The organism is Pseudomonas sp. GB2N2, assembly GCF_054897705.1.
The window spans coordinates 1,823,805-1,849,392 of record NZ_CM142701.1; the positions used below are offsets into that span (position 1 = coordinate 1,823,805).

The following is a 25,588-nucleotide window of genomic DNA, read 5'->3' on the forward strand; positions in this document are numbered from 1 at the left end:
TTCTCTGCCCATTTGTCGGTGGAAGCCAGAGGTGACGCGCCCTATGCTCAACCCATGAACCTACAACACACGCTGCTTCCGCCCCACGCCGAGATGGTTCGCGCCATGCTCGAACGAGACACCACCTACGAGGGGGTGTTTTTTACTGCGGTCAAAACCACCGGGATCTTCTGCCGCCCCAGTTGCACCGCGCGCAAGCCGAAACCGGAGAACGTCGAATTCTTCGCCCATGCCGACGAGTGCCTGTCCGCCGGTTATCGCGCCTGCCTGCGCTGCAAACCGCTGGACGCGGCCGCCATCGCGCCGGACTGGGTGCAAGCGCTGCTCAAGTCGGTGGACGTTGATCCAGAGTTGCGCTGGACCGACGCCCAGTTGCTAGCCGAAGGCATCGAGCCGCTGAAACTGCGGCGCTGGTTCAAACAACATTTCGGCATGACCTTCCATGCATGGTTACGCACCCGCCGCCTCGGTAAGGCCTTGGGAGGCATCAAACAGGGCGATTCCATCGACGGCGCAGCGTTCGATTCCGGGTACGAATCCCTGAGCGGGTTTCGCGACGCCTTTCAAAAATCCTTCCACATCACCCCCGGTCGCGCGGCCAACAGCGAACCTTTGCTGTTCACCCGCCTGACCACGCCGCTGGGACCGATGATCGCCATGGCCGAACGGCGCGGCCTGGTGCTGCTGGAGTTTCTCGACCGGCCGGCGCTGACCGGGGAAGTCGAAGCCCTGCAGCGCCAACATGGCTATGCGGTAGCGCCCGGGCACAACGCACACTTGCAGCAAATCGAAGCAGAGCTGGCGCAGTACTTCGCCGGCAAACTCACCGAATTCAGGGTGCCGTTGCACTTGCCCGGCAGCGAGTTCTCCCGGCAAGTCTGGGCCGAACTGGCGAAAATCCCCTATGGCCACACCAGCACCTACGGCAGCATCGCCGCGCGGCTGGGCAAGCCCGGCGCCAGCCGCGCCGTGGGCCTGGCCAACGGGCATAACCGGATTTCGATTGTCTTGCCCTGCCACCGGGTGATCGGTGCGGACGGTTCGCTGACGGGCTATGGTGGAGGACAACCGCGCAAGGCATTTTTGCTCAGGCTGGAAAAAGCGGCGGTGCAACTAACGGAGCCACTGTCCTTTTGATCAACGTCCCCAACACCTATCTGACTGCCAGTACGTATTTATCGTCCATCGATGAAGATTGGCAGCGCCATATCGCAGCCATCGGCCCTTGCCTGCACGAGCCCCATGCAGCGCGTGATCCGTATGAGTCGCTGGTGCGCTCGATTGCCTATCAGCAACTGCACACCAAGGCCGGGGATGCGATTGTCGGTCGGCTTCTGGCGTTGTTTCCTTCCTCAGCATTTCCCCGACCCGAACAGATACTGGCGACCGGGTTTGATCAGATGCGCGGGTGTGGTTTTTCCACGAGCAAGGTTGCGACCATTCAAGGCATCGCCCAGGCGACGCTGGACGGTGTGGTACCGAATTACGCGACGGCGTTGGCCATGGCGGATGAAGCGCTGATCGAGCGCCTGGTTACCCTGCGTGGGGTGGGTCGCTGGACGGTGGAGATGCTGCTGATCTACAGCCTGGAGCGGCCGGATATTCTGCCGGCGGATGATTTCGGGGTGCGCGAGGGTTACCGCCGGTTGAAAAGGTTGGAGGTGCAGCCGACGCGCAAGCAGATGGTTGAGATCGGATTGGCGTGGAGCCCTTTTCGCACGGTGGCTTCGTGGTATCTGTGGCGGGTGCCCAGCCGTTAGACCGCGTCATCGTTCATCGCGGGCAAGTCGATTCAACACATCACCCAGAACCTGTCACAACCCGGATTTCAACCGACTGAACGCCCGAATCAGCGCCCGGTTAAACACCTTGCCGTTGTCATTCTTGCTATACAACGAAGCCCGCACCTGCGCCGTCGGATACGTCCCCGGATCATTGCGGATCGCCGGGTCAATCAAGTCATCCGCTGCCGTGATCGCATTGGCGTAGTGAATGGTGTCGGTGATCGGCGCTATGACCTCCGGCGTCATCAAATAGTCCATCAACGCCAGACCCGCCTCGGGATGCGGTGCATCCTTGGGAATGACCATGGCGTCAAACCAGATCAGCGTGCCCTCCCTCGGAATCCGATAGTTCAGCGTGTAGGGTTTTTTCGCCGCCTCTGCCTGACCCGCGGCGATGGCCACGTTACCGTTCCACGACATCGCCACACAGGTGTTGCCATTCGCCAGGTCGCTGATGTTCAGGTCATTGTCGAAGTAGCGGATGTACGGCCGGATCTTCGCCAACTGTTGCTCGGCGAGTTTCAGGTCATCAAGGTTCTGTCGGTTGATGTCCAGCCCCATGTATTTCATCACCGCAGCGAACACCTCGTTGGGATCGTTGAGCAGACTCACGCCGCAATCGGCAAAATTCGCCACCACCGCCGGGTCGAACAACATCGCCCAACTGTCGGTGGGCGCCTCCGGCAAGCGCTTGCTGACTGCCTCCTGCTGAAAGCCCACGCCCGTCGTCCCCCAGGCATAAATCCCGGCGTAACGATTGCCCGGATCGAATACGGCCATGTGCTGGCGGAATTCATCACCGACCCCGGCGAAGTGCGGCAGCCGCTGCGGGTTCAAAGTCTGGATCGCGCCGCTCTGGATCGCCCGCGACAGGTGCTGCCCCGCCGTCAGCACCAGGTCGTAGCCACTGCGACCGGTGAGCAGTTTGGTCTCGACAGTTTCCAGGGAGTCGAAGTGATCGGCGACCACATGAATGCCGGTTTTTTTCTCGAAATTGGTCAGGGTATCCGGGGCCAGGTACTCACCCCAGATGTACAGGTTTACCACCGGTTTGGCGCTGTCGGCGGCCTGCACACACCAGGGTGCAAGCACCAGCAATACCGCTTGGGTCAGTTTGTGCAGGCGCATGTTCACACTCCTTTGCCAGCGTATTGCGGCATGGTGATGCAGGCGACGTTGCCGCCGCCGAGAAGGATTTCCCGGGAGTTTTCGATGCCGACGATTGTGTGCTGCGGGAACAGTTCGGCGAGTGTCGCCAGCGCCACCTGATCATTGCGGTCGCCGAAAAGCGGCACGACGATCGAGGTATTGCCGGCGTAGTAATTGATGTACGAGGCGCAAATTTTCGTTCCAGCCTGACGGGTGTGCGTGCTGTCCTGCTGGTCGAGGCCTTCGGCTTCTTCAGCGGTCCATTCTAAAACGTCGGGTTGCGGCAATTTGTGCACAATCAGCGCGCGGCCACGGCTGTCGCGGGTGCTGCGCAGAATGTCGTAGGCTTCCTGGTAGATTTCCCATTGCGGGTCATCACGGTTGTCGGTCCATTGCAGCACTACTTCACCGGGGCGCACGAAGCACGCGAGGTCGTCGACATGGCCGTCGGTTTCATCGAACTTGCAACCGCGCGGCAGCCAGATGATCTGCTCGGCACCGAGGTAATCGGTCAGTCGGCGGGCGACTTCGTCCTTGCCAAGGTGCTGGTTGCGATTGCGGTTGAGCAGGCATTGTTCGGTGGTGAGAATGCTGCCCTGGCCGTCGCTCTGGATACCGCCAAGCTCGGCGATCAGCGGCGCGCGGTAACGGTCGAAGCGTTCGATTTCGAGGATTTTGCTGGCAATCTGGTCGTCCTTGTCCCACGGGTAGTACAAGCCACCGTCGAGGCCGCCGTAGGCGTTGAACTCGAAATCGACGCCGCGCACTTCGTTGCTGGCATCGTTGACCACAAAGCACGGGCCACTGTCGCGGAACCAGGTGTCGTTGCAGGTCATTTCCACTACGCGCACTTGCGGCGGCAACTGCCGGCGGGCCGTGGCGAACTGCGCCGCGGAGGCGCACACGGTGACCGGTTCGCTGTGGGAAATGGCGGTGACGATCTGCACCCAGACTTTCTGCGCAGGCTTGGCGCCGTTACGCCAGACGTCGGTGCGCTCTGGCCAGCCGAGCCAGCAACCGGACTTGTTCTCGAATTCGCCGGGCAGGCGGAAGCCGTCTTGCTTTGGAGTGGAATCGAGCAAACGTGCCATGGTCAAACCTCATCAACGGGGATTGGAATGACCACAGGCTAAGGGCGTCGACGCCCTCCTCGCCAACGATGAAAATTGCGGAATACTTGAATTACACTCATCAATCGAGCCACTGATCGTTGAACCATTCGAGCATTTGCGCCACGGCCGGACGTTCCAGACGTACCCGTTCGCACACCAGCGCGTATTGGCCCAACGCAGTCATGCTTGAGGTAAACGGCCGGACCAGTCGACCACTGAGTAAATCTTCCTGCGCCGTCAAGTTATCGCCCATCGCTACACCCTGCCCTTGCGCCGCAGCTTCCAGCGCCAGACCGGCGTGGGCGAAATACAGTTGCCGTTGCGGACGCTGATCACCGGCATGACTGGTGAGCCATGCGGTCCAGGTCTTGCCGTCCTGATCGTCGTGCAGCAGGCAGTGGCGCGCCAAATCCTTGGGGGTTTTCAGCGTGCCCTGATTGAACAGGCCGGGGCTGCATACCGGGAAGAATTGCAACGCCGGCAATGGCCGGACGAAATACGCACTGCTGTCCACCGGGCCAGTGCCGTAGGTGATCGAGAGGTCGATGTCTTCCCCCGGCGCGGTGGCGTCGATGGGCTGTTCGTACAGGTGCAAGGTGACGTGCGGGTAGCGCGCGTAAAAATCAGCGAGGCGGCTCATCAACCACTTTTGCGCGAGTTCGGCAGTCACCGCCAGGCGCAACACCGCCAGCGATGCGGGATCGCGCAGTTCATCGCACGCCTCACCGATCAGCTCGAAGGCTTGTTGCAGGCTTTGCATCAGGCGTCCGGCGGCGATTGTCGGGCGGATTTGCCGGCCTTCGCGGATGAACAGCGACACACCCAACTGTTCTTCGAGCTGACGGATCTGGTGACTGACTGCGCTGTCGGTGACGCACAACTCCGCGGCTGCCCGGCCGAAATGAGCGTGGCGGGCGGCGCATTCGAAGGTTTTGAGTGCGGCGAGGGACGGTAGGCGGCGCATGGGTTTTATCCTGAGTGCGAGGTGGGCATGCTGACCCGGACTTTGGTGGGCGTCCAGTAGGCCCGCGTCATCGTTCTTCGCGGGCAAGCCTGTGGATTCACCACAAAGTCTCAGGCCCATCACCGCCCTTTATCCACCATGACATCCCCCCAAACCCGGCGCATGTTGGTCCTTCAATTCGGAGGATTCGCCATGCTCGAAGCACTCAAACTGATCAACTCTACATCCGCCTTCAATCGCTGGGCCGGGTTCGAAATCACTCGAGCCGAAAGCGGCGAAGTCGAGTTATCCATGGATTTTCGCGAAGCCGACATGGCGCAATACGCCGGTTTCCTGCACGCCGGCCTGATTGGCGCGCTGCTCGACACCGCCTGTGGATTTGCCGCCGGAACCGTCGCAGGCAATGTGTTGGCATCACACTTTTCGGTGAATTGCCTGGCACCCGCCGTCGGTGAAGTGTTCATCGTCCGAGGACGAGTGATAAAGGCCGGCAAGAAGCAGGTGTTCGCCCGCGCCGAACTGTTCGCGCAGAACGGCGATCAATTGAAGCGGGTCGCCACCGGCGATGCGATTCTGGTACCGATCCAGGCGTGACGGGCATGCAACCTGTAGGGATTCGCGCCGCCATCAAGTTGAAGTGTTCGGACAAATCGCAAATGTTCGAGCGCTTGGATTTTGAAGTTTTTACAGGATTGCACCGTTGTGTTCATAAACGTGCCGCAATAGACCGAAACCATTAAGCCCGATACTCGCTATTTAATAACTTGCTGATATCAGGCGAAGATTCTAATGTCGGATCACGCCGGGCGCACCTTACTTAATGACTCCGAAACGCCCGAACTCAACCAAGGAATGGTTATGAAAAATACACGACTGGCAACTTCATCTTTACTAATCGGAACATTATTATTATCAACGTCTGCATTGAGCTTTGGAACGCTCGCCATTGACGGGGCGGGGTCAACGCTGTTGAATAATAAAAATAAAGAAAACCAGCAGTGGAATGGAATCGGACAAATTTTCTGGGGAGACAATGCAAATTGCACCGCCAGCCTGCTGGACACACGGGACCAGAATAATAACGCAGTAGGCCCTGCGTATGTGCTCACTGCAGGAAACTGCGTATCAGGTATTCCCCATCTGCTTCAGCCACAGCCCATATCTAGAACCGTAACATTCAACTATTTCAGTGACACCAATCTCGACTTCAAGAGCTACACAATTCGCACGACGACCTGGGAAAACCGCGACAATACTGACCTCGCGATTATAGAGTTACAGGTTCCTCTTTCGACATTGCTGGAAGACGGAATAACGCCACTCAAGTTGGTACCACAATCTACAGATGCACTAAACAACGTGCTTGTTTTCGGTACGAGAACAAGCACGCAGAACACAGGACTACGCGTGCAGGCGTGTACTCAGGAGTCTACAGGGGGGGCAGTCCTTGCGGGGGTAGACGAGCTTTACCTCAACACACTGAAAAATAGCTGTGGGGCTGCAGACTATTCCTCGTCAGGTGCCCCCGTGGTTGATCGCGACAGCGGCACGCTTCTTAGCGTGCTGTCGATGGACACCTACAATTCGACGAGTGAACGACAATGTTTTGATTTCGCTCCGTGTGAAGTCAAAGATGGCCAGCCCGTATGGACACCGCAAACACGCTATGGCCACTCTGTCAGCTTTTTATCGAGCTGTTTCAGTGACGGTGTTTTCACGAACACCTCAAATGCATGCACGCTTGGACGTTCTTTCGAAGTTACTGACCTGGATAATTATTCCCGATACACTGCAATGCCGTTCGAAGACAAGCCACTCACTGCAAGGGCCACGTTTTCTTTAAACACACCTTACTACAGGTTTAAAGCCACCCGAGATCCTGCACATTGCGGCCTGCCTGTTGGTTACAGCAACATCGAAGACGCAACCGATGCAACTATCAAATCACCAATACCTCGAGAGACAGGGCTCTATTTTCTGTGCGTTACAGGTGTCGATACTGCGGAACAGGCACTGACTACCGAGCACTTGAAAGGCACTTTAATCCTCCCAACCCAACTGATAGAAAGAACGCTTGTCGCGTTACCACTGAACCCTAATTACCGCATTTACAACGACGGAAGTCTTGCCCTGCAATTCAGTCAGAATCTTCCTGCAAATCTTGCCATTCGTTATTACAAGGGCCCGTTCAAAGAGACAGACTGTAGCAACGTGGACAAAAAAGACTATGTACACACGTCGTATGAAGCGCCAATCAACACCAAAGACTTTCCGTTCACGATGTGCGTTAAAAACGTCGATTTAAGTCACCGCGTTTCGAAAAACGCGCTTACTTTCCATTTCAACAAAGAAGGCAGAATGAGCCGTTGAAGAGTTGATCGTATACCCCGCTAATCTGACGGAGATTGGCGGGGGTGTTTTCGCTCAGTCAGGCCTTCGACGTCAGCATCGGCACACCGCTGTGAAAGCGAAACTCCACGTCCGGTGATTCAATCAATTCCTGCTCGGCTTCGCGCACCCGGTCGATCACCACGGCAATGTCCTTGGCGTCACCGTATTGGTAAGCCAGTTTCAGGTAGCCCTGGAAATGCCGCGCCTCGCTTTTCAGCAAACCGAAGTAGAACTTGCCGAGTTCTTCTTCCAGATGCGGCACGAGTGCCTCGAAACGCTCGCAGCTGCGGGCCTCGATGAACGCGCCGACCACCAGCGTATCCACCAGTTTGACCGGCTCGTGACTGCGCACCACTTTGCGCAGGCCCGAGGCGTAACGGCCGGCGGACAGCTGACGCAGCTCGATCTTGCGCTTTTTCATCAGGCGCATGACCTGTTCGTGGTGCACCAGTTCTTCCCGGGCCAGACGCGACATCAGGTTGATCAAATCGACATGGGAGTGGTACTTGGCGATCAGGCTTAACGCCGTGCTGGCAGCCTTGAATTCGCAGTTCTTGTGGTCGATCAGCAACGTTTCCTGATCGGCCAGTGCGGCCCGGACCCAGCCGTCAGGGGTACGGCAACCGAGAAACTGGTGAATTTCGGGAAGGATCATGGGGCTCACGGACATAGGAGGTTCAAAACGAAGGGCGCCGATTATACCGGCCCGGCGCCAGACCACCAGTCGCGAACGTTGATATGTATCAAGTCACGGATGCGCGACCAGCAACTACTATAGTTATCCGTTGTCCCGCGCAGCGTTTTTTACTTTCTGGAGATCCCGATCATGCAAGCCATTCGCAGCATTCTGGTGGTCATCGAACCCGAACACTCGGAAAGCCTGGCGCTCAAACGGGCCAAGCTGATCGCCGGCGTGACGCAGGCGCACCTGCATCTGCTGGTGTGCGACCGCAAGCATGACCACAGCGGCATGCTTGGCGTGCTCAAGGCTGCGCTGCTTGAGGATGGCTATAGCGTCACCACCGAGCAGGCGTGGAACGAAAGCCTGCACGAAACCATCGTTGACGTGCAGCAAGCGGAAGGTTGCGGGCTGGTGATCAAACAGCACTTCCCCGACAGTCCGTTGAAAAAGGCCCTGCTGACCCCGGCGGACTGGAAGCTGTTGCGCTTTTGCCCGACGCCGGTGCTGCTGGTGAAAACCTCGAAACCGTGGACCGGCGGGGTCATTCTGGCGGCAATTGACGTCGGTAATACCGACGGTGAGCACCGCACCTTGCATGCCACCATTGTCGATCACGGCTACGACATCGCCAGCCTGGCCAAGGCTCAGTTGCACGTGATCAGCGCTCATCCGTCGCCGATGCTGTCATCCTCTGATCCGACCCTGCAGCTCAGTGCAACCATCGAGGCGCGCTATCGCGAACAGTGCAAGGCGTTTCAGGCGGAATTCGATATCGATGACGAGCACCTGCATATCGAGGAAGGCCCGGCGGATGTGTTGATTCCGTTTCTGGTGCACAAGCTGGGGGTGGCAGTGACAGTGATCGGCACGGTGGCGCGGTCCGGGTTGTCGGGCGCGCTGATCGGGAATACGGCGGAGGTGGTGCTGGATGCGGTGGAGAGCGATGTGCTGGTGCTGAAGCCGGATACGATCATGGATCATCTGGAGGAGATCGTTACGCAGCATTGAAATTTTGCAGTGGCGGGTAGATCGCCATCGCCGGCTCGCCGGCAATCCTTTGAAGATTCAGCCGACGAACGCATCCTTGAGGAACCCCGGTGCGATGTACCGCTGGTAATGCGCCTCAGACAACAAAAAGAACTCCCGATCAATCGCATCCCGCAGCTCTGGCAGGGTCCAGTCGCGAAACTCCGGCATCAGCACCATCCCGTACGCCTCGAGGTTGTTGATCACCCGCGCACCCCGGGCGATCAACTGGTACGCCCAGCAATATTCCGACTGATGCGGCACGAAGCGAATCTTGCGTTGTTCCAGCTGCAGACGCAGGCGCTGGGGATCAAAAACCTCCAGTTTACTGGCCATCACCTGAGACAGCAGTTGCTCAAGGCGCAGCCACACCGCGCGCTTCTCCTCCTCGTTGTAGCCGTTCCAGTTGATCACTTCATGGTGAAAACGCTTGCAGCCACGGCAGACCAGGTCACCGTAAACGGTGGAGCAAAGGCCGACGCAGGGGGTTTTGATGGTCTGATTGGGCATAGGTAGGCAAAACACGGAAAAACAGAACAGGCCGGCATGTTAGCCCTTTGTCTAACATTCATCACCCCTCAAAATTGAGGGGCTAACTTACCTTTAATTTTTTTTTGCCGTAGAATCAGCCAGCCTTTTAAGGCGCCAATGTCCGTTAGAAGCTGTTTTCAAAGCGTCACGAGCACAGTCGTTCCTACAGAGCGGTGTTGGCGAAGGGTTTTTCCAGCGGGGAAAAGCCCAACGCCAACCCTCATCAGCTCCCCCGTTCTGCAGGCGTAAAACTTTGAAAGCAGCTTCTGTAAGGAATTGTCGGTAATTCTGGCTAAGTGGCCCACAACGCCACGCAGCGCATGAGTACGGCAATTTCGGGATGAGCGTCCCGGACACCCATTTGGGACCACTGATGAGGGTAATAACTGTGCTTGAAGCCTACCGCAAACATATCGAAGAGCGTGCAGCACTGGGTATCGTTCCCCAGCCGCTTAACGCCGAACAAACTGCAGGCCTGGTCGAGCTGCTGAAGAATCCCCCGGCTGGCGAAGAAGCGTTCCTCGTTGACCTGATCACCAATCGCATTCCGCCTGGCGTGGACGAAGCAGCCTATGTAAAGGCCGGCTTCCTGTCAGCCTTGGCCAAAGGCGAAGCGACTTCCCCTCTGATCGACAAAAAGCGCGCGGTTGAACTGCTCGGCACCATGCAGGGTGGCTATAACATCGTGACGCTGGTTGACCTGCTCGACAGCGCCGAACTGGCCCCTGTCGCTGCCGCTCAACTGAAGCACACCCTGCTGATGTTCGATGCGTTCCACGACGTCGCTGAAAAAGCCAAAAACGGCAACGAACATGCCAAAGGCGTGATCCAGTCCTGGGCTGACGGCGAGTGGTTCCGCAACCGTCCGACCTTGGCCGACAAGATCAGCCTGCGCGTGTTCAAGGTCACAGGCGAAACCAACACCGACGACCTGTCCCCTGCCCCAGACGCCTGGTCCCGTCCGGACATCCCGCTGCACGCCCTCGCTATGCTGAAAATGGCCCGCGAAGGCATCGTGCCCGATGTTCAGGGCGTTACCGGCCCGATGAAGCAGATCGAAGAAATGCGCGGCCAAGGCTTCCCTATTGCCTACGTTGGTGACGTGGTCGGTACCGGTTCGTCGCGTAAATCGGCCACCAACTCGGTGCTGTGGTTCTTCGGCGACGACGTGCCCAACGTGCCGAACAAGCGTGCTGGCGGTTTCTGCTTCGGCAGCAAGATCGCGCCGATCTTCTACAACACCATGGAAGATGCCGGCGCACTGCCGATCGAATTCGACGTTTCCAACATGCACATGGGCGACGTGATCGACCTGTACCCGCATGCTGGCAAAGTCTGCAAACACGGCACTGACGAAGTCTTGACCACCTTCGAAATGAAGACCCCGGTGCTGTTGGACGAAGTCCGTGCTGGCGGCCGTATCCCGCTGATCATCGGCCGTGGCCTGACCGACAAGGCGCGTGCCGAACTGGGCCTGGGTCCTACCGATCTGTTCAAACTGCCGGAAGCACCTGTCGACACCGGCAAGGGCTACACCCTGGCACAGAAAATGGTCGGCAAGGCTTGCGGTCTGCCGGAAGGCAAAGGTGTGCGTCCTGGCACCTACTGCGAACCGAAAATGACCACCGTCGGTTCCCAGGACACCACCGGTCCGATGACCCGTGATGAACTGAAAGACCTGGCGTGCCTGGGCTTCTCGACCGATCTGGTAATGCAGTCCTTCTGCCACACCGCGGCTTATCCAAAGCCGATCGACGTGACCACCCACCACACCCTGCCAGACTTCATCATGACCCGCGGCGGCGTTTCCCTGCGTCCGGGCGACGGCATCATCCACAGCTGGCTGAACCGCATGCTGCTGCCGGACACCGTCGGTACTGGTGGTGACTCGCACACCCGCTTTCCGATGGGCATTTCGTTCCCGGCCGGTTCCGGTCTGGTTGCGTTTGCTGCAGCCACCGGCGTTATGCCGCTGGACATGCCGGAATCGATCCTGGTGCGCTTCAAAGGCAAAATGCAGCCGGGCGTTACCCTGCGTGACTTGGTTCACGCCATTCCTTACTTCGCGATTCAGGCTGGTCTGCTGACCGTCGAGAAGAAAGGCAAGAAGAACGCCTTCTCCGGCCGCATCCTGGAAATCGAAGGCCTGGACAACCTGAGCATCGAACAGGCTTTCGAGCTGTCCGACGCCTCGGCCGAACGTTCGGCTGCCGGTTGCACCATCAAGCTGTCGAAGGACTCGATCACCGAGTACTTGAACTCCAACATCACCCTGCTGCGCTGGATGATCGGCGAAGGCTACGGCGATGCACGTACTCTGGAACGTCGTGCTCAAGCGATGGAAGCCTGGGTTGCCAACCCTGAGTTGATGGTTGCCGATGCTGACGCCGAATACGCTGAAGTCATCGAAATCGACCTGGCTGACATCAAGGAGCCTGTGCTCTGCGCGCCGAACGATCCGGACGATGCCCGTCTGCTGTCCAGCGTTGCTGGCGAGAAGATCGACGAAGTGTTCATCGGTTCGTGCATGACCAACATCGGTCACTTCCGCGCTGCCGGTAAACTGCTGGATCAGGTCAAAGGTCAGCTTCCAACCCGTCTGTGGCTGTCGCCGCCGACCAAAATGGACGCTCACCAGTTGACCGAAGAAGGCTACTACGGCATCTACGGCAAGGCTGGCGCACGCATGGAAATGCCGGGCTGCTCGCTGTGCATGGGTAACCAGGCACGCGTAGAACCGAACTCCACCGTGGTGTCGACATCGACCCGTAACTTCCCGAACCGTCTGGGTGACGGCGCGAACGTTTACCTGGCCTCGGCTGAATTGGCGTCCGTTGCGTCCATCCTGGGTCGCCTGCCGACCGTCGAGGAGTACATGGAATACGCTGGAAAGATCGACAGCATGGCGGCCGATGTTTACCGCTACCTGTCCTTCGACCAGATCGCCGAGTTCCGTGAAGCTGCTGCGAACGCCAACATTCCGGTCGTTCAAGCCTAACGTTACAACGCTGTAAAAAACGCCGCCCATCGCGAGATGAGCGGCGTTTTTTATGCCCGAAAGGTTTGCATCATCCCCTGTAGGAGTGAGCCTGCTCGCGATGGCGGTGTGTCATTCCGCAAAATGTTGACTGACACACCGCCATCGCGAGCAGGCTCACTCCTACCGGGGTCATGTGTACGGCTTGAGGGCCTGTTGGACCGCACCATCGACACTCAACCCACTGAGCACCACCTGCTCCAGCTCCTGCGTCGGCAATATCGACAGTACCGCTTTCGCCTCATGCTTGAGCCGCGCCAGAATCAGCAACTTATCCTCGGCCCGCACCTGCAAAAAGAACGCTTCCAGCGCTTCGATGCTGGTGCCGTCCAGATCCGGCGATTCTTCGAGGCTGAGAATAATCGTGTGCACCGGCGGTTCCGCGTGTCGGGCCAGACGCAGTGCACCGCCCAGAATGCGTTCGACATTGGCGAAAAACAGCGCCTCGCTGGGCCGCACAATCAACACCCCGGGAATTGCCTGAGCGTCGGGATGACGGTGCACGTCGACAAAATCATGGCTGCCGCTCAGTTGCCCCAATACCTGGATATCCGCCGATGACATCTGCTTGAGCATCAGCACCACGCTGATCGCCACCGCCAGCAGCAAACCGTCCAGCACACCCAGCACCAGCACTGCCACCACCGCGCAGATCACCAGCAGGCGGTCGCGGCGCCAAATGAAATACCGGCCCAACGGTTGCAAGCTCAGGCCCCGGGCCAAGGCATGAATGACGATGGCGGCCAGCACCGGTTCGGGCGTCAGGGCGATCCACGGCAACAGCGTCAGCACAATGAGCAGCACGACGCCCGCCGCTACCGCTCCGGAAAGACGCGAACCCGCGCCCGCCGCTTCATTGGCCGAGGTCGCCGAATAACCGGCGCCTGCCGGCATGCCATGGAACAGGCCAGATAAAAGATTGGAAGCACCGAGGGCCAGCAAGTCGCGGTTGGAAGACACGCGGTCGCCGTGTTTTAGCGCGAACGAACTGATCGAGCCGTAGGACTCGGCGTACAGAATCATCACCATGGCGAACGCCAGTTCACCCAGGCGCAACCAATCGGCGAATGGCAATACCGGCAGATGCGGCACTTCGAGGCTCAGGTCGATAACGCCGATCAGCTTGACCCCGTAGGCCGGCAGGTGCAGCCATTGGCCCGCCGCGATGCCCAGCGCTACGACCAGTAAACCGCCGGGCAAACGCCTGACCCGCGAACATAGCCACAACACCAGCAGCGCCACTGCCGCGACCAATGCCCCGACCTTATTCCACTGCGGCCATTGCTCCAGCAGTTGCGGGAGGAAACGGATAAGGTTGCCGGTACTAAGGTGCACGTCGACGATGCTCGCCACTTGCTTGAGGATGATGGTCAGGGCCAGCCCCAACGCAAAGCCGCGCAGCACCGGTTTGGCGATAAATGAAGTGACGCTGCCAAGTTTGAACAACCCCGCCAACAGGAAGAAACCACCGGTGACCAGCACCAGGCCGATCGCCAGGGTCATGCGCAAGGCCGAATCGCCATTGGCCAGCGTGGCGGTGGCGGCGGCGAGCACGGCGGCTGACGAAGAGGTCGCGGAAACGATGGCGAAACGGCTGGTGCCGAACAATCCGTAGCACAGCAGCCCGGCAAATAACGCAATCACCCCGGCCTGTGGCGGCAACGCGGCAATGCTGGAATAGGCGACCGCCTCGGGCAGCAACAAACCTGCAATCGAAAGGCCCGCCAGCACATCGAGCCAGCGGTTTGGCACATCGGCACGGGTTTGCGCCGATGCGCCAGGGGCACGAGCCATAAAGCCTCTCCAGATAAAGCGCTCTGCGTCGCGCCGATGCGGCGGCAGCATAGCCGTTTATCCTGCGGAGTGCGTGGGAACGATCACCAGCAGGAATCAGGCACTCAACGAATAGATCAACGCCGAGATCGCCACCAGGCCCACCGCCGTCACAAAGACGTTGGACGCCTGGCCACGGAAACGCGCCATCGCCGGAACTTTGCGAATCGCATACATCGGCATCAAAAACAGAATGGCCGCGATGATCGGGCCGCCGAGGGTTTCGATCATGCCGAGGATGCTCGGGTTCAGCGTCGCCACAATCCAGCACACCACCAGCATGAACGCTGCGGTCAGACGATCCAGCGTCTTCGGTGCAGGACGCTTGCCGCTCTTCATCACCAGGCCTTTCAACCCTTCGCTGGCACCAATGTAGTGACCCAGAAACGACTTGGAAATGGCCACGAACGCAATCAATGGCGCCGCAAACGCAATGGTCGGATTACTGAAGTGGTTGGCCAGGTACGACAGGATCGACAGGTTCTGCGCCTTTGCTTCCGCCAGTTGCGCTGGCGAAAGGGTCAGCACGCAGCTGAACACGAAGAACAGCACCATCACCACCATCAGTACGTGAGCGCGGGACAGGATCTGCGAGCTGCGCTCTTCGGCGTGATCACCGTAGCGGCGCTTCTGGTCCACGGCGAACGCCGAGATGATCGGCGAGTGGTTGAACGAGAACACCATCACCGGAATCGCCAGCCACAACGTGTGCAGCAGCGCCGACGGTTCCGGCAGCGTTGACGCGGTGCTGAGGATGCCACCGTTCCAGTGCGGAATGAGGAACACGGCGAGAAACAGCAACGCGACGATAAACGGATAAACCATCAGGCTCATGGCCTTGATGATCGCCTGCTCGCCGCAACGTACGACGGCCAGCAGACCGAGGATCAGCACCAACGACAGCACGGCGCGCGGTGGCGGCATGATGTGCATTTGATGTTCGAGGAAACTGCCCACAGTATTGGTCAGGGCCACGCTGTAGATCAGCAGGATCGGGAAGATCGCGAAGAAGTACAGCAAGGTGATCAGCGCGCCGGCCTTGATGCCGAAGTGTTCTTCCACCACTTCAGTAATGTCCGCGCCTTCACGGCCGGACAACACGAAGCGGGTCAGGCCACGGTGCGCGTAAAACGTCATGGGAAATGCCAGCAGCGCCAGAATGAGCAACGGCCAGAAACCGCCTAGGCCTGCGTTGATCGGCAAAAACAGGGTGCCGGCGCCGATGGCCGTGCCAAACAGTCCCAGCATCCAGGTGGTGTCATGACGATTCCAGCTTTCAAGGCTGACAGGTTTCGCCGCTACGTAGCGTTCGTTGACGCTATTGGCCTGATCATTCATCCGGTGGGATCTCCGCATTCCGGTCAGTTGCTACCCGGTCAGGGCGAGTCGGAAATATCCGACAGGCAGCGCCCTGCCCGAAACAGGGGCGCGATTGTCCGGGATTAATGAACAGAAGCAAAGGCTTGGCTGAGGAATGGTGGTGCGGATCGGTCATTAATGGACAACACCACCCCCTGTAGGAGCGAGCCTGCTCGCGATGATCCAACCGGCATAACTGCGTCAGCTGACACGCCATCGCAAGCAAGCTCGCCCCTACAGAGAAACACATTTGACTTGATAAAGGTTTGTCATCATGTATTTTAGGATGACCGACATCTATAATCTGGTCGAAGTGAAAAAAGAGAACTGGTCGTTCGGCAACGGTATCGCTTAGTACGCCCTCTGATCTCCACCTGTTCATTTTTGTGAGCCGCCAAAATGCCCCGTGTTTCCCGCAAGCAAGCCGACCTCAACCGCGAAATCATCGTCGACGCCGCCACGCGGCTGTTTCGTGAACGGGGGTTGCACGGCATTAGCGTCATCGACGTCATGGCGGCAGCAGGCCTGACTCATGGCGGTTTTTATGGCCATTTCGAGTCCAAGGAAGCCTTGGCGCAAGAAGCCAGTGCGCGAGCATTTCAGCAATCGTCAGAGCGCTGGAAAGGCTGGATCGCCGCCAACGAAGACAAGCGCGCCGCGCGCCAGGCCTTGATCACTCCTTATCTGTCGGCTGCCAGCCGCGACAACCCGGGCGACAGCTGCCCGGTCGCGGCGTTTGCCGGAGACATGTGCCACGAAGCCGCCGACAGTGGCATCCGCCAGACCTTCGTGAATGGTCTCGACGCCTTGCTTGGCACGCTCGGCACGTTGATGGACACCGGCGATGAAACCCGCGATCGACAGCAGGCGTTGGTGCAATATTCGCTGATGGTCGGCGCGCTGACGTTGGCCCGCGCCACCCGGGGTGACGCCCTGTCCGATGAAATTCTGGAGGCCGCGCGCACCTTTCTCACAGTGTCATAACCTCTCGCTCCTGTTCCGCTATGATCATCTGGCGGTGCTGCGAATTTTGGTCGTTGCCAATGCATGCCGAAGTCAGCAATTTCTAGGGATATTCGAGTCACAGGAGCCCAGCATGCCCGCAACCGTTTTGGTATTGGTTGAAACCATTAATGATTACCTGCCGATTCTGGAACATCAGGGTTTTCACCTGATCCTGGCGCCGACCCCCGCCGAGCGCGCCGCGGCCATTGCCAACCATGGCGCGCGGATTGACGCGGTCCTGACGCGCGGGCCACTGGGTTTGTACGAAAACGAAATAGCCGCGTTGCCTTCGCTTAAGATTATTTGCGTGATTGGCGCCGGTTACGAACACGTCGACCTGCAAGCCGCCGCCGACCGCGGCATCACCGTCACCAACGGCGCGGGCGTCAATGCTTCTTCTGTGGCGGACCACGCGATGGCGATGCTGCTTTCACTGGTCCGGGACATTTCGCGCTGCGACGCCGCCGTCCGCCGGGGCGAGTGGCCGAAGATCATGCGCCCTTCCCTCGCCGGCAAACGCCTGGGCATCCTCGGCCTCGGGGCCGTTGGCATGGCCATCGCCAAACGCGCGGCCAACGGTTTCGACATGACGGTCAGTTACCACAACCGCCAGCATCGCAGCGACGTGCCGTACACCTTCTGCTCGACGCCCACCGAACTGGCCCGCGCATCGGACTTCCTGGTGGTGGCCACTCCCGGCGGACTCGGCACCCGCAGCCTGATCAACAAATCAGTGCTGGATGCGCTGGGCCCCCACGGCTTTCTCATCAACATCGCCCGCGCCAGCGTGGTGGTGACGGCCGACTTGATCTCCGCCCTGGAGCAACGACGCATTGCCGGCGCGGGACTGGACGTCTTCGATCATGAACCTCAGGTGCCAGACGCACTGAAATCCCTGGGCAACGTGATTCTCACGCCGCACGTCGCGGGCCTGTCCCCTGAGGCGACTCGCGGCACCGTCGAGCTGGTCGGGCGCAACCTGATGGCGTTCTTTTCCGGGGAACCGGTGCTGACTCCTATCACCCTGCCGACAGCCCTGGACAAAGCCGCGCTGTAGGACAATTCAAACAGCTGTATCAAATGCAATGATTGCCCGGCAACACGCTCACCTATAAGGGCCTATCGTGGTTGTCGGTGCCCGGTGCGCGCATTAGATTAGCCAATAGTTTCAGGTCTCCAGAATAAGCAGAAGGGATAAGCATGGCGCTTACTGATCAGTCCACCCGTATCCGCACCGGCGAAGAACTCGATGCCAGCCTGATCGATCCGTACCTCAAGGCGCACATTCCGGGCATCAGTGGCTCGCCGCACATCAGCCAGTTTCCCGGTGGTGCGTCGAACCTCACTTACTTGCTGGAATACCCCGAACAGGAATTCGTCCTGCGTCGACCTCCCTTCGGCCACAAGGCCAAGTCCGCCCATGACATGGGTCGCGAATTTCGCATCCTCAATCAGCTGCGCGACGGTTTTCCGTATTGCCCGAGGGCCTACGTGCACTGCACCGACGAGTCAGTGATCGGCGCCGAATTCTATGTGATGGAACGGGTCAACGGGATCATCCTGCGCTCGGAACTGCCGCCGGAATTGGGCCTGGATTCAGCAAAAACCGAAGCCTTGTGCAAAAGCTTCATCGACAAATTCGTTGAGCTACACCGGGTCGACTACAACGCCTATGGCCTTGGCGATCTCGGCAAGCCTGAAGGTTACGTCGCGCGGCAGATCAAAGGCTGGAGCGACCGTTACGAAAAAGCCCTGACCCCGGACGCCCCGCAGTGGGACGTGGTGAAAGCCTGGCTCAACGACAAGATGCCCACGGATCACCCGACCTCAAGCATCGTCCACAACGACTATCGCTTCGACAACGTGATCCTGGACCCGAATAACCCGATGCAGATCATCGGTGTGCTCGACTGGGAACTCACCACGCTCGGCGACCCGCTGATGGACCTGGGCAATACCCTCGCCTACTGGATCGAAGCCGACGACCCGGCGCCGGTGCAACTGATGCGCCGCCAGCCGAGCCACGCGCCGGGCATGCTGACGCGTCGTGAATTCGTCGACTACTACGCCGAGCGCTCGGGCATCCGGATCGACAATTTCGACTTCTACTACACCTACGGCCTGTTCCGCCTCGCCGGCATTGTGCAGCAGATCTACTACCGCTTCTTCCATGGCCAGACCCAGGACAAACGCTTCGCACAGTTCATTCACATGAACAAATTGCTGGAGCAGATGAGCCTGCAGGTCATCCAGAAATCCAGCCTCTGATCCAGGCCATCCAATAAGACCTCTCATAAGGGAATCCCATGTCCAAGACCCAGTTGTTCGACCTCGACGGCAAGATCGCTTTCGTCTCCGGCGCCAGCCGTGGCATCGGTGAAGCCATCGCCAAACTCTTGGCCCAGCAAGGCGCCCACGTCATCGTCTCGAGCCGCAAACTCGAAGGCTGCCAACACGTCGCCGACGCCATCATCGCCGCCGGCGGTAAAGCCACCGCGGTCGCTTGTCACATCGGTGAGATGGAACAGATCAGCCAAGTCTTCGCCGGCATCCGCGAACAGTTCGGCCGCCTCGACATCCTGGTCAACAACGCGGCAACCAACCCGCAGTTCTGCAACGTATTGGACACCGACCTCAGCGCCTTCCAGAAAACCGTCGATGTGAACATCCGCGGTTACTTCTTCATGTCGGTCGAAGCGGGTAAGTTGATGCGCGACAACGGTGGCGGCAGCATCATCAACGTGGCGTCGATCAACGGCATCTCGCCGGGGATCTTCCAGGGCATCTACTCGGTGACCAAGGCCGCCGTGATCAATATGACCAAGGTGTTCGCCAAGGAATGCGCGCAGTTCGGGATTCGTTGCAATGCACTGTTGCCTGGGTTGACCGATACCAAGTTTGCTTCGGCGCTGGTGAAGAACGAAGCGATCTTGAAGACGGCACTGGCGCAGATTCCGCTCAAACGCGTGGCGGATCCAAGTGAAATGGCGGGGGCGGTGTTGTATCTGGCAAGTGATGCTTCGAGCTACACGACAGGCGTGTCGTTGAATGTGGATGGGGGCTTCCTGTCCTGACCGACACTTTCGGTTCACTGACTCACTGTAGGAGCGAGATTGCTCCTACAAAAGCACGTCCGCAATGTAATGCAGATTATTGCGTAATGCACCGAGTCAACGTCGCCTCTCTCGTCACCTGCCCTTCCGCCCTGGCTTCACCGGTGACATCAGTCTGTTCGGTCGTTTCACAGGTGCGCTGGGGCATAGGCGGCGGAGCCAAGGGTGGCGGCGGTGGAGGACTGGCGCAGCCGCCGAGAATGGCTGCGCATAAGGCGAACGACACTGGCAATAAAACGCGTTTCCCAAGACTGTTCATAGGCTGACCCGTGGCAGGTGATCGACAGGTTTCAGCGACAACAACGTTGCCGCCATTTATTAGCGACCCGCCACGGATAGATTAGTTTCGTATTTGTTACGGCTCAGTCGGCCGTCCGCGCCTACACGATCGCGCCAGGACGGCTCAATGTATTGCTCTCGAGTTCGTAGCGGAGTTCTTCGACCAGCGCTTGCAAGGCCTCCGGGTTGCCAAGTGTTGTGACACTCAGGCCGCTGACCACCAAGTCCACCTGACCGGACACGGGGTGGTAGAGCTTGACCGTCAACGAGTGGTCACCCGAGAGCGTGCATTCACACGCCAGCGGTGGAAAACTGCGCTCCAGTTGCAGGCGCAAGTGCGCCAAGGAAATCATTGCGACTTACCTGGGTGTTGCGTGAACCAGTGCGGTGTGCACGTGATCATGGACATGTTCCTTTGGTTGTTTCGAGGTGACACTAAGACTCGTGTCGCACCTTTACAGCCTAAGAACCAAACCACCCGACCAAAACATGAATTTGCACCGCCTCAACTAGTGCATTTGCACCTTAACGCTGAGTTGTCGTTCGGCGTTCGCTGGAAAACAATCCTCGTTCGCGCGCCCAGACGATTGCCTCGCTGCGGCTGTGCACATCGAGTTTGGAGTACACCGTTGCAACGTGATTGCGCACGGTATTGGGCGCCAGCTTCAAGCGTGCAGCGATTTCCTTGTCGGCCAGGCCTTCGCAAATCAAACCCAGCACATCGCGTTCCCGGGCAGTGAGGTCGGTGAACGACACACTGGGCAACTTCGGCGAATTGACGCTTTTAACATTAGCGAGTTTTTCGATCAGCGTGCGGCTGAACCATGAAGCATCTTTCATCACTTCTTCAATGGCCGAGACCAACTCCAGCTCGGTCCGTTTGCGCTCGGTGATGTCCATCAACACCAGCAGGTAACAGGGATTTTCCTGGATGTTCACGGTGTCGGCGGAAATCGCGCAGTCGATCAACTCGCTGTCTTTTTTGCGCAGGCGCACATCAATGCGATCCAGGCTGCCGGCCTTCTCCAACGCGGCAAGCAGCCGGGTGCGCGCGTTTTTATCCTGGATGAAATCGATTTCGGCCAAGGTCTTGCCCAGCACTTCCTCGCTGGGGTACGCCAGGGTATCGAGGAAGGCTTCGTTGACGTCGATCACGATCTGATCGCTCGCGCCACACACCAGGGTGGGCACCGGGGTCAGGCGAAAAGCCTTGGCGAACCGTTCTTCGCTTTGACGCAGGGCCACTTCAGCCTTGTGCCGTGGTTCCATGTCGACGAACGAAAACAGCATGCAGTCTTCATCGTTGAGTTCAAGGGGTTGGCCGGCGACGATCACTTGCTTGCTGCCGCCTTCTGCCAATTTCAGCTCAGCCTGCATTTGCGGAATGGTGGCGTGTTCGCGCAAACGCTCAATCGCCAGGTCTTTCTTTTCAGCGCCTTCGAGAATGTCCAGTTCATAGGTGGAAACGCCGATAACCTGATCGCGGGTATAGCCGGACATTTCCAGAAAACCGGCGTTAACCTTGATGTAACGCAAATCGCTGAGACGGCAGATGACCGCAGGCGCGGGGTTGGCGTTAAAGGTCCTTTCGAAACGCTGCTCGGCACTGGCCCACTCGGTGACATCGTCCATGATCACCACCAGCGACTCGGCTACACCGGCGCCATTAGTCAGGACCATGCTGCGTACGTTGTGGACCCAGGTACGCTCTTCGTCGTCCGCAGGCGTCACTTCCACCAACACATCGCTGAATGCCTCGCCGCGGGCCACGCGATTGATCGGGTAATTGTCGACCGGGACCGGATGATTGTTGCGATAGCGCAACGTAAACCGCTGCGCATATTCCTTGGCATTGGCGCCCAGATCGCCGAGCTGGCTGACACCGTGCATGGCCAGCGCGGCTTCGTTGGCCCAGAGAATGGTTTGATCGAGTTCCAACAGGATCACCCCGTCGGAGAGGCCCGCGATGATCTGCTGCAACTGGTGACGGTTGGTCTCGGTGGTCAGGACGTCCTGGCTCATTGGCTCTCCACGATTTCGGTCGCGCCCTTGCGTGGCGCTTTGTGAAGATTACGACCGCGGGCCGTCGGGATAGTGCGGCACAAAGAGACTCACGGTAGGAGCAAGCTCGCTCCTCCAGATTTTCAGGCAGCCAATTGCCCGCTGGCAATCGTCGCCGACGCCGCCAGCATCGCCCTTAACAACACCGCACACCCGGCCGCCAAATCATCCGGCGCGGCGTTTTCGATTTCGTTGTGACTGATGCCGCCTTCGCACGGAACAAAGATCATGCCGGCCGGGCCGAGTTCGGCGAGGAAGATTGCGTCGTGCCCTGCCCCGCTGACGATGTCCATGTGTGACAAACCGAGGCCTTGTGCTGCGCTGCGGACGGCGTCTACGCAGCCCTTTTCAAAATACAGCGGCGGGAAGTCGGCGGTGGGTGTCAGTTCGAAGGTCAGGCGGTGTTCTTCGCAGGTGGATTCAATGACGGCGCGGACTTCGGCGATCATCGAATCCAGGCGTGCGGGTTCCAGGTGACGGAAGTCGAGGGTCATGCGCACTTCGCCGGGGATGACGTTGCGTGAGCCGGGATAGGCTTGCAGGCAACCGACGGTGCCGCAGGCGTGAGGTTGATGGCCGTGGGCGGCGCGGTTGACGGCGCCGACGATCACGGCAGCGCCGACCAGCGCGTCCTTGCGCAGGTGCATCGGGGTCGGGCCGGCGTGAGCTTCGACGCCGCGCAGTTTCAGGTCGAACCATTTCTGGCCGAGGGCGCCCATGACCACGCCTATGGTTTTGCGTTCGTCTTCGAGGATCGGGCCTTGTTCGATGTGCGCCTCGAAATAGGCGCCGACGGCGTGGCCGCTGACTTTACGCGGGCCGGCGTAGCCGATGGCGTTCAGCGCTTCACCGACGCTAATGCCTTCGGCGTCGACCTTGGCGAGGGTGTCTTCGAGGGTGAATTTTTCCGCGAACACGCCGGAACCCATCATGCACGGCGGGAAACGCGAGCCTTCTTCGTTGGTCCAGACCACCACTTCCAGCGGCGCTTCGGTTTCCACGCCAAGGTCGTTGAGGGTGCGCAGCACTTCGACGCCGGCGAGCACGCCGAAGCAGCCGTCGAATTTTCCTCCGGTGGGTTGGGTGTCGATGTGACTGCCCGTCATGACCGGTGGCAGGCTCGGGTTGCGCCCGGGACGGCGGGCGAAGATGTTGCCCACAGCATCGATGCTGACGGTACAACCGGCCTCCTCGCACCATTTGACGAAGAGGTCCCGGGCCTGACGATCGAGGTCAGTCAGGGCCAGGCGACAGACGCCGCCCTTGACCGTGGCACCGAGCCTGGCGAGTTCCATGAGCGACTGCCAGAGGCGGTCGCGGTTGATGTGCTGATGGGTGGATTGCAGAACGTCTGTAGCCGCGTTCATGGTGATCTCCTCAGGCAATTGTTATAGGTTTCTTCAGGCAGTTCCTTGGTGCATTTATGGCCGCCATCGCGAGCAGGCTCGCTCCCACAGGGGAACGCATTTCAAAATGTGGGAGCGAGCCTGCTCGCGATGGGGCCATCCGTCACACCGGAGACTTCGCTACAGACGGGCTGGGCCGCATCGAGCACAACCCGTAATAAATCAGCCCGCCCAGCGCCGACCCGGTAAACCATCCATAACTGTAGAACCAGCTGAACGCATCGCTGCCCAGCGACAGCAGCGTCAACACCACCGGAACGCCAAACGCGATAAACCCGAACCAGTTCCACGCCGGGTACACGTCATCACGGTACAGGCCGGCCAAATCCAGCTGCTGTTTTTTGATCAGGAAATAGTCCACCACCATGATCCCGGCTATCGGCCCGAGCAGGCTGGAATAGCCCAGCAACCAGTTCGAATACACCGTTTCCAGGCTCACATCCGAAACAATAAGCCCGAGCTTTTTCAGCAGTTCATGGCCCATCAGTAATAACCCCACCAGACCGGTGAGCAACACGGCTTTGGTGCGGTTGATCACCTTCGGCGCGATGTTCTGAAAGTCGTTGGTCGGGGACACGATGTTAGCGGCAGTGTTGGTGGAGAGCGTGGCGATGATGATCAGCGCCATGGCCAGCGCGACCCAGACCGGGCTCTGGATATGCCCGATCAGCGTCACCGGATCGGAGACCGTGACGCCCACCAGTTTGACCGACGCCGCGGTCATGACCACGCCCAGCGAGGCGAACAGGAACATGGTCAGCGGCAGGCCGATGATCTGCCCGACAATCTGATCCTTCTGGCTTTTGGCATAACGGCTGAAGTCGGGGATGTTCAGCGACAACGTGGCCCAGAATCCGACCATCGCGGTCAAGCCGGCGGCGAAATAACTGACCACACTCGCGCCTTCGGGCCGCTTGGCCGGGATCGCCAGCAGTTCGGTCATCGACACGTTCGGCATCGCCCACACCAACAATCCCACACCCACCAAAACCAGCAGCGGCGCGGACAGCGTTTCAAGCCATTTGATCGACTCGGCGCCGCGTATCACCACCCACAAATTCAGTGCCCAGAAGATCATGAAACCAATGACTTCACCGGCGCCGCCCAAGGATTTCCAGCCCTCGAACACCGAGCCGAGAAACAGGTGAATCGCCAGGCCGCCAAACATCGTCTGGATGCCGAACCAGCCACAGGCAACCAGCGCGCGGATCAGGCAGGGAATGTTCGAGCCGAGTATGCCAAACGATGAACGCAGCAAGACCGGAAATGGAATGCCGTATTTGGTGCCGGGGAAGGCGTTCAGTGTCAGGGGGATTAGTACGATGATGTTGGCGAACAGAATTGCCAGCAGCGCTTCACCGACGCTCAGGCCAAAATACGCGGTGAGCACCCCGCCGAGGGTATAGGTCGGCACGCAGATCGACATGCCGATCCACAGCGCAGTGATGTGCCATTTGTTCCAGGTTCGCTCGCGCACCTTGGTCGGTGCCATGTCGTGGTTGTAACGGGGACTGTCGAGGACGTCGCTGCCGGCTTCTAGCTCGAACAAGCCGTCGCGTTCGGTCACTTGCGATCTGATCTGTTGCATGGCCGCTCCACTGTTCTTTGAATTATTTTTGCTCATCAGGGACTTATGGCTTCAATAAACGTGCCGATCACCCCGTTTGCGCATCGGGCAGTTCCATAAAAACTTTGCAACCAACTGATGTTTATCAGTTTTATATCGACTTGAGATGAATCCTCGGAGCGTTGCCCACTCATTCAGTCTGAAGACCAGGCAAGTTGTCCGAACCGTCAGGACTCAAACTGGTGCATCACCATTTTTTTCAAGGTTGCGCATCAACCATAGACCCTCC

The 25,588-nt window shown here is 58.9% G+C and carries 21 protein-coding genes; 10 read left to right on the plus strand and 11 right to left on the minus strand.

From position 1 onward, the window contains the following. The first annotated feature begins 54 nt into the window (after positions 1 to 54). Both ACYZT4_RS08220 and ACYZT4_RS08225 read left to right on the plus strand, forming a co-directional pair. Positions 55 to 1,137: a bifunctional transcriptional activator/DNA repair enzyme AdaA gene (locus tag ACYZT4_RS08220; protein WP_461986806.1), complete on the plus strand. Its 1,083-nt coding sequence runs from the start codon at positions 55 to 57 to the stop codon at positions 1,135 to 1,137. Then, positions 1,137 to 1,760: a DNA-3-methyladenine glycosylase family protein gene (locus ACYZT4_RS08225; protein ID WP_461988602.1), complete on the plus strand. Its 624-nt coding sequence runs from the start codon at positions 1,137 to 1,139 to the stop codon at positions 1,758 to 1,760. Before ACYZT4_RS08220 ends, ACYZT4_RS08225 begins: the two co-directional genes overlap by 1 nt. 54 nt (positions 1,761 to 1,814) lie before the next feature. On the opposite strand, the gene ACYZT4_RS08230 is transcribed toward ACYZT4_RS08225, so the two are convergent. The 3 genes from ACYZT4_RS08230 to ACYZT4_RS08240 all read right to left on the minus strand — a co-directional run bounded on the left by ACYZT4_RS08230 (position 1,815) and on the right by ACYZT4_RS08240 (position 5,009). Beyond that, entirely contained in the window at positions 1,815 to 2,912 is a 1,098-nt protein-coding gene (locus ACYZT4_RS08230; protein WP_461986808.1) for an extracellular solute-binding protein, read from the minus strand. Positions 2,913 to 2,914: 2 nt separating this feature from the next. Continuing rightward, on the minus strand, positions 2,915 to 4,024 hold the full coding sequence (gene aguA, locus ACYZT4_RS08235) for an agmatine deiminase (RefSeq protein ID WP_461986809.1): 1,110 nt from the start codon (positions 4,022 to 4,024) through the stop codon (positions 2,915 to 2,917). A gap of 100 nt (positions 4,025 to 4,124) precedes the next feature. Further along, complete coding sequence (locus tag ACYZT4_RS08240) at positions 4,125 to 5,009, minus strand: LysR substrate-binding domain-containing protein (protein ID WP_461986811.1); 885 nt, start codon at positions 5,007 to 5,009, stop codon at positions 4,125 to 4,127. Between the two features lie 192 nt (positions 5,010 to 5,201). On the opposite strand from ACYZT4_RS08240, the gene ACYZT4_RS08245 reads away from it, so the two are divergent. Together ACYZT4_RS08245 and ACYZT4_RS08250 are read left to right on the plus strand one after the other, a co-directional pair. Continuing rightward, entirely contained in the window at positions 5,202 to 5,603 is a 402-nt protein-coding gene (locus tag ACYZT4_RS08245) for a PaaI family thioesterase (protein WP_461986813.1), read from the plus strand. A 195-nt stretch (positions 5,604 to 5,798) separates the two neighbouring features. Then, positions 5,799 to 7,379 (plus strand): trypsin-like serine protease, encoded by a 1,581-nt coding sequence (locus tag ACYZT4_RS08250; protein WP_461986815.1) that lies wholly within the window; start codon positions 5,799 to 5,801, stop codon positions 7,377 to 7,379. Between the two features lie 58 nt (positions 7,380 to 7,437). Here the strand turns inward: ACYZT4_RS08250 and ACYZT4_RS08255 are convergent, their stop codons facing one another. Further along, complete coding sequence (locus ACYZT4_RS08255) at positions 7,438 to 8,055, minus strand: MiaE family protein (RefSeq protein ID WP_461986816.1); 618 nt, start codon at positions 8,053 to 8,055, stop codon at positions 7,438 to 7,440. 171 nt (positions 8,056 to 8,226) lie between these two features. On the opposite strand from ACYZT4_RS08255, the gene ACYZT4_RS08260 reads away from it, so the two are divergent. Continuing rightward, entirely contained in the window at positions 8,227 to 9,090 is an 864-nt protein-coding gene (locus ACYZT4_RS08260; protein WP_461986818.1) for a universal stress protein, read from the plus strand. Between the two features lie 57 nt (positions 9,091 to 9,147). Here the strand turns inward: ACYZT4_RS08260 and ACYZT4_RS08265 are convergent, their stop codons facing one another. Then, positions 9,148 to 9,618: a DUF1289 domain-containing protein gene (locus ACYZT4_RS08265; protein ID WP_461986820.1), complete on the minus strand. Its 471-nt coding sequence runs from the start codon at positions 9,616 to 9,618 to the stop codon at positions 9,148 to 9,150. A 409-nt stretch (positions 9,619 to 10,027) separates the two neighbouring features. Here ACYZT4_RS08265 and acnB point away from each other — a divergent pair, with 409 nt between their 5' ends. After that, complete coding sequence (gene acnB, locus ACYZT4_RS08270; protein ID WP_461988603.1) at positions 10,028 to 12,637, plus strand: bifunctional aconitate hydratase 2/2-methylisocitrate dehydratase; 2,610 nt, start codon at positions 10,028 to 10,030, stop codon at positions 12,635 to 12,637. Between the two features lie 171 nt (positions 12,638 to 12,808). Here the strand turns inward: acnB and ACYZT4_RS08275 are convergent, their stop codons facing one another. Together ACYZT4_RS08275 and ACYZT4_RS08280 are read right to left on the minus strand one after the other, a co-directional pair. Then, positions 12,809 to 14,470: a SulP family inorganic anion transporter gene (locus ACYZT4_RS08275; RefSeq protein ID WP_461986821.1), complete on the minus strand. Its 1,662-nt coding sequence runs from the start codon at positions 14,468 to 14,470 to the stop codon at positions 12,809 to 12,811. A 96-nt stretch (positions 14,471 to 14,566) separates the two neighbouring features. Beyond that, positions 14,567 to 15,847 (minus strand): serine/threonine transporter, encoded by a 1,281-nt coding sequence (locus ACYZT4_RS08280; RefSeq protein ID WP_461986823.1) that lies wholly within the window; start codon positions 15,845 to 15,847, stop codon positions 14,567 to 14,569. Between the two features lie 420 nt (positions 15,848 to 16,267). Here ACYZT4_RS08280 and ACYZT4_RS08285 point away from each other — a divergent pair, with 420 nt between their 5' ends. From ACYZT4_RS08285 to ACYZT4_RS08300, 4 genes are all read left to right on the plus strand, one after another. Continuing rightward, positions 16,268 to 16,852, plus strand: coding sequence for a TetR/AcrR family transcriptional regulator (locus tag ACYZT4_RS08285; RefSeq protein ID WP_461986825.1), 585 nt, complete (start codon positions 16,268 to 16,270; stop codon positions 16,850 to 16,852). 112 nt (positions 16,853 to 16,964) lie between these two features. Continuing rightward, on the plus strand, positions 16,965 to 17,930 hold the full coding sequence (locus ACYZT4_RS08290; protein WP_461986827.1) for a 2-hydroxyacid dehydrogenase: 966 nt from the start codon (positions 16,965 to 16,967) through the stop codon (positions 17,928 to 17,930). A gap of 143 nt (positions 17,931 to 18,073) precedes the next feature. Continuing rightward, positions 18,074 to 19,141: a phosphotransferase family protein gene (locus tag ACYZT4_RS08295; protein ID WP_461986829.1), complete on the plus strand. Its 1,068-nt coding sequence runs from the start codon at positions 18,074 to 18,076 to the stop codon at positions 19,139 to 19,141. A 38-nt stretch (positions 19,142 to 19,179) separates the two neighbouring features. Next, positions 19,180 to 19,947 carry an SDR family oxidoreductase gene (locus tag ACYZT4_RS08300; protein ID WP_461986831.1) on the plus strand — a complete coding sequence of 256 codons (768 nt, stop codon included), beginning with the start codon at positions 19,180 to 19,182 and terminating at the stop codon, positions 19,945 to 19,947. 419 nt (positions 19,948 to 20,366) lie between these two features. On the opposite strand, the gene ACYZT4_RS08305 is transcribed toward ACYZT4_RS08300, so the two are convergent. The 4 genes from ACYZT4_RS08305 to ACYZT4_RS08320 all read right to left on the minus strand — a co-directional run bounded on the left by ACYZT4_RS08305 (position 20,367) and on the right by ACYZT4_RS08320 (position 25,320). Then, positions 20,367 to 20,618, minus strand: coding sequence for a DUF1652 domain-containing protein (locus ACYZT4_RS08305; RefSeq protein WP_461986833.1), 252 nt, complete (start codon positions 20,616 to 20,618; stop codon positions 20,367 to 20,369). A gap of 172 nt (positions 20,619 to 20,790) precedes the next feature. Beyond that, entirely contained in the window at positions 20,791 to 22,287 is a 1,497-nt protein-coding gene (locus ACYZT4_RS08310) for a helix-turn-helix transcriptional regulator (protein ID WP_461986834.1), read from the minus strand. Between the two features lie 122 nt (positions 22,288 to 22,409). Then, complete coding sequence (locus tag ACYZT4_RS08315; protein ID WP_461986836.1) at positions 22,410 to 23,693, minus strand: Zn-dependent hydrolase; 1,284 nt, start codon at positions 23,691 to 23,693, stop codon at positions 22,410 to 22,412. Between the two features lie 142 nt (positions 23,694 to 23,835). After that, complete coding sequence (locus ACYZT4_RS08320) at positions 23,836 to 25,320, minus strand: NCS1 family nucleobase:cation symporter-1 (protein ID WP_461986838.1); 1,485 nt, start codon at positions 25,318 to 25,320, stop codon at positions 23,836 to 23,838. Positions 25,321 to 25,588 lie beyond the last annotated feature (268 nt).